The organism is Rhodanobacter sp. DHG33 (assembly GCF_014843005.1).
Classification (GTDB): Bacteria; Pseudomonadota; Gammaproteobacteria; order Xanthomonadales; family Rhodanobacteraceae; genus Rhodanobacter_A.
Genome location: NZ_JACYXM010000014.1, coordinates 1 through 5,389 on the forward strand (window position 1 = coordinate 1; position 5,389 = coordinate 5,389).

General features: G+C 54.8%; 2 tRNA genes and 3 rRNA genes. All 5 read left to right on the forward strand.

The features are described from left to right. Positions 1 to 268 precede the first annotated feature (268 nt). Positions 269 to 1,809 (forward strand): 16S ribosomal RNA (locus tag IHE46_RS16665). An 84-nt stretch (positions 1,810 to 1,893) separates the two neighbouring features. After that, a tRNA-Ile gene (locus IHE46_RS16670) sits at positions 1,894 to 1,970 on the forward strand. A gap of 6 nt (positions 1,971 to 1,976) precedes the next feature. Further along, positions 1,977 to 2,052: transfer RNA gene (locus tag IHE46_RS16675), tRNA-Ala, on the forward strand. Between the two features lie 187 nt (positions 2,053 to 2,239). Next, positions 2,240 to 5,116 (forward strand): 23S ribosomal RNA (locus IHE46_RS16680). Positions 5,117 to 5,226: 110 nt separating this feature from the next. Then, positions 5,227 to 5,339, forward strand: a 5S ribosomal RNA gene (gene rrf, locus IHE46_RS16685). Together the 16S, 23S and 5S rRNA genes with 2 tRNA genes alongside form the textbook arrangement of a ribosomal RNA operon. The last annotated feature ends 50 nt before the right edge of the window (positions 5,340 to 5,389 follow it).

A 5,389-nucleotide genomic window follows, 5' to 3' on the forward strand; every position in this document is an offset into this window, starting at 1 on the left:
GAAAATACTTCGCAGCAGGTGTTGACGGACCGGAAAGACGATGTATAGTAGGCGGCTCACCGGGACGAAATGTCCCACAGCGGAAAGCTCCGCGGTGATGTGATCTTTGACAGTGTGCACAGGTGAATTGTGTGGACGCCTTGCGCTGGCGAGTCGATGACTTGTCCAAGCAATGCAAGCGTCCCACCCAAAAGAAAGTCAGTAATGAGTTTTGATTGGTTGGGGTCACGCTTCAGAAAGATAGATCGACTTCGGTTGATCGAAAACTTAAGTGAAGAGTTTGATCCTGGCTCAGATTGAACGCTGGCGGCATGCCTAACACATGCAAGTCGAACGGCAGCACAGGTAGCAATACCGGGTGGCGAGTGGCGGACGGGTGAGTAATGCATCGGGATCTACCCAAACGTGGGGGATAACGTAGGGAAACTTACGCTAATACCGCATACGTCCTAAGGGAGAAAGCGGGGGCTCGCAAGACCTCGCGCGGTTGGACGAACCGATGTGCGATTAGCTAGTTGGTAGGGTAATGGCCTACCAAGGCGACGATCGCTAGCTGGTCTGAGAGGATGATCAGCCACACTGGGACTGAGACACGGCCCAGACTCCTACGGGAGGCAGCAGTGGGGAATATTGGACAATGGGCGCAAGCCTGATCCAGCAATGCCGCGTGTGTGAAGAAGGCCTTCGGGTTGTAAAGCACTTTTATCAGGAGCGAAATGCCATGGGCTAATACCCCGTGGAGCTGACGGTACCTGAGGAATAAGCACCGGCTAACTTCGTGCCAGCAGCCGCGGTAATACGAAGGGTGCAAGCGTTAATCGGAATTACTGGGCGTAAAGGGTGCGTAGGCGGTTATTTAAGTCTGCCGTGAAATCCCCGGGCTCAACCTGGGAATGGCGGTGGATACTGGATAGCTAGAGTGTGTCAGAGGATGGTGGAATTCCCGGTGTAGCGGTGAAATGCGTAGAGATCGGGAGGAACATCAGTGGCGAAGGCGGCCATCTGGGACAACACTGACGCTGAAGCACGAAAGCGTGGGGAGCAAACAGGATTAGATACCCTGGTAGTCCACGCCCTAAACGATGCGAACTGGATGTTGGTCTCAACTCGGAGATCAGTGTCGAAGCTAACGCGTTAAGTTCGCCGCCTGGGGAGTACGGTCGCAAGACTGAAACTCAAAGGAATTGACGGGGGCCCGCACAAGCGGTGGAGTATGTGGTTTAATTCGATGCAACGCGAAGAACCTTACCTGGCCTTGACATGTCCGGAATCCTGCAGAGATGCGGGAGTGCCTTCGGGAATCGGAACACAGGTGCTGCATGGCTGTCGTCAGCTCGTGTCGTGAGATGTTGGGTTAAGTCCCGCAACGAGCGCAACCCTTGTCCTTAGTTGCCAGCACGTAATGGTGGGAACTCTAAGGAGACTGCCGGTGACAAACCGGAGGAAGGTGGGGATGACGTCAAGTCCTCATGGCCCTTACGGCCAGGGCTACACACGTACTACAATGGTCGGTACAGAGGGTTGCAATACCGCGAGGTGGAGCCAATCCCAGAAAGCCGATCCCAGTCCGGATCGAAGTCTGCAACTCGACTTCGTGAAGTCGGAATCGCTAGTAATCGCAGATCAGCTATGCTGCGGTGAATACGTTCCCGGGCCTTGTACACACCGCCCGTCACACCATGGGAGTGAGTTGCTCCAGAAGCCGTTAGTCTAACCGCAAGGGGGACGACGACCACGGAGTGGTTCATGACTGGGGTGAAGTCGTAACAAGGTAGCCGTATCGGAAGGTGCGGCTGGATCACCTCCTTTCGAGAACGACAGCGCGATTCAAAAGCGCAAGACGTCCACACAAGACACCTGTATTCACGTAGCGTCCCTGCAAGAAAGCTTTGCGGGTCTGTAGCTCAGGTGGTTAGAGCGCACCCCTGATAAGGGTGAGGCCGGTGGTTCGAGTCCTCCCAGACCCACCAACCTCCGGGGCCATAGCTCAGCTGGGAGAGCACCTGCTTTGCAAGCAGGGGGTCGTCGGTTCGATCCCGACTGGCTCCACCACGATGGACGGCGTGAAGACAAGCACACGAAAAGATTTTGAAGCGAGGCGGCGTTGAGGCCGTTCTTGTGTTCTTTGAAAACTGGCAAACGAGTGACAAGCGTCTTGGTTCGAACCGAACCGAGACATGTGTTAAGGCACGAACAGGTGGTTTGAAACGTGTAATCCTGAGGCGACTTGGGGTTATATGGTCAAGCGACCAAGCGTATACGGTGGATGCCTTGGCAGTCAGAGGCGATGAAGGACGTGGCAGCCTGCGAAAAGTGTCGGGGAGCTGGCAACAAGCTTTGATCCGGCAATGTCCGAATGGGGAAACCCACCGCGCAAGCGGTATCGCATGATGAATACATAGTCATGCGAGGCGAACCCGGGGAACTGAAATATCTAAGTACCCGGAGGAAAAGAAATCAACCGAGATTCCGTCAGTAGCGACGAGCGAACGCGGACAAGCCCAAAAGCATCTAGTGTTTTAGTCGAACGGTTTGGAAAAGCCGGCCATAGCGGGTGATAGCCCCGTAGACGAAAGGGCATTAGGTGTGAAATTGAGTAGGGCGGGGCACGAGAAACCCTGTCTGAACATGGGGGGACCATCCTCCAAGGCTAAATACTCCTGACTGACCGATAGCGAACAAGTACCGTGAGGGAAAGGCGAAAAGAACCCCGGAGAGGGGAGTGAAATAGACCCTGAAACCGTATACGTACAAGCAGTGGAAGCCCGCAAGGGTGACTGCGTACCTTTTGTATAATGGGTCAGCGACTTACTGTCAGTGGCAAGCTTAACCGTATAGGGGAGGCGAAGGGAAACCGAGTCTGAATAGGGCGCATAGTCTCTGGCAGTAGACCCGAAACCGAGTGATCTATCCATGGCCAGGTTGAAGGTGCGGTAACACGCACTGGAGGACCGAACCCACATCTGTTGCAATAGATGGGGATGAGCTGTGGATAGGAGTGAAAGGCTAAACAAACTCGGAGATAGCTGGTTCTCCTCGAAAGCTATTTAGGTAGCGCCTCGGACGAATCTTCCTGGGGGTAGAGCACTGTTATGGCTAGCGGGTCATCGCGACTTAGCAAACCATGGCAAACTCCGAATACCAGGACAGACTATCCGGGAGACACACGGCGGGTGCTAACGTCCGTCGTGAAAAGGGAAACAACCCAGACCCGCAGCTAAGGTCCCCAAGTTCTAGCTAAGTGGAAAACGATGTGGAAAGGCATAGACAGCCAGGAGGTTGGCTTAGAAGCAGCCATCCTTTAAAGAAAGCGTAATAGCTCACTGGTCGAGTCGGTCTGCGCGGAAGATTTAACGGGGCTAAGCTAGACACCGAAGCTCGGGGTGCACAGCAATGTGCGCGGTAGAGGAGCGTTCCGTAAGCCTGTGAAGGTGGATTGTAAAGTCTGCTGGAGGTATCGGAAGTGCGAATGCTGACATGAGTAACGATAATGCGGGTGAAAAGCCCGCACGCCGAAAGCCCAAGGTTTCCTCGCGCAACGTTCATCGGCGCAGGGTGAGTCGGCCCCTAAGGCGAGGCAGAAATGCGTAGTCGATGGGAAGCTGGTTAATATTCCAGCACTTGACTGTAGTGCGATGTGGGGACGGAGAAGGTTAGGTCTACCCGGCGTTGGTTGTCCGGGGGAAAGGCAGTAGGCATGAGGGTTAGGCAAATCCGGCCCTCTTTATGCCGAGCACCGAGACGAGCCCTTTTGGGCGAAGTGACTGATACCACGCTTCCAGGAAAAGCCACTAAGCTTCAGCTACAGCAAACCGTACCGTAAACCGACACTGGTAGGCAGGGTGAGAATCCCAAGGCGCTTGAGAGAACTCGGGTGAAGGAACTAGGCAAAATGGCACCGTAACTTCGGGAGAAGGTGCGCCCTCCGACGTGGTCACATGCGTGACTGAGCGTTAGAGGGTCGCAGTAACCTGGCCGCTGCGACTGTTTATCAAAAACACAGCACTCTGCAAACACGAAAGTGGACGTATAGGGTGTGACGCCTGCCCGGTGCTGGAAGGTTAATTGATGGGGTCAGCCGCAAGGCGAAGCTCTTGATCGAAGCCCCAGTAAACGGCGGCCGTAACTATAACGGTCCTAAGGTAGCGAAATTCCTTGTCGGGTAAGTTCCGACCTGCACGAATGGCGTAACGACAGCGGCGCTGTCTCCACCCGAGACTCAGTGAAATTGAAATCGCTGTGAAGATGCAGCGTTCCCGCGGCAAGACGGAAAGACCCCGTGAACCTTTACTATAGCTTTACACTGAACGTTGAGTTCTTCTGTGTAGGATAGGTGGGAGGCTACGAAACCGAGACGCCAGTTTCGGTGGAGCCATCCTTGAAATACCACCCTGAAGTGCTTGACGTTCTAACCTCGGCCCGTAATCCGGGTCAGGGACCGTGTATGGTGGGTAGTTTGACTGGGGCGGTCTCCTCCCAAAGAGTAACGGAGGAGTACGAAGGTACGCTCAGCGCGGTCGGACATCGCGCACTGTGTGCAATGGCATAAGCGTGCTTGACTGCAAGATCGACGGATCAAGCAGGTACGAAAGTAGGTCATAGTGATCCGGTGGTTCTGTATGGAAGGGCCATCGCTCAACGGATAAAAGGTACTCCGGGGATAACAGGCTGATACCGCCCAAGAGTTCATATCGACGGCGGTGTTTGGCACCTCGATGTCGGCTCATCACATCCTGGGGCTGTAGCCGGTCCCAAGGGTATGGCTGTTCGCCATTTAAAGTGGTACGCGAGCTGGGTTCAGAACGTCGTGAGACAGTTCGGTCCCTATCTGTCGTGGGCGTTGGAGATTTGAGGGGGGCTGCTCCTAGTACGAGAGGACCGGAGTGGACGTTCCGCTGGTGTTCGGGTTGTCATGCCCATGGCATTGCCCGGTAGCTATGAACGGAAGCGATAACCGCTGAAAGCATCTAAGCGGGAAGCGCGCCCCAAGATGAGATCTCCCGAGAGTTCAACTCTCCTGTAGGCACCATTTAGACTAAGTGGTTGATAGGCGCGGTGTGGAAGTGCAGCAATGCATTGAGCTTACGCGTACTAATGAGCCGTGCGGCTTGACCATATAACCCCAAGTGGCCTTTACCACATCCCGGTTCCTACGAATCCGGACGCTTGTCACTCGTTTGCCAACTTCTGCGGATCAGGCGCTTACAGCGCTGATCCCACCCCTTCCCTGGCGGCCATAGCGCTGTGGTCCCACCCGATCCCATCCCGAACTCGGAAGTGAAACGCAGCCGCGCCGATGGTAGTGTGCATTTGCATGCAAGAGTAGGTCACCGCCAGGGGCTTTATCCTTAAACACCCTCACCGATCTCGGTGAGGGTGTTTGCTTTTG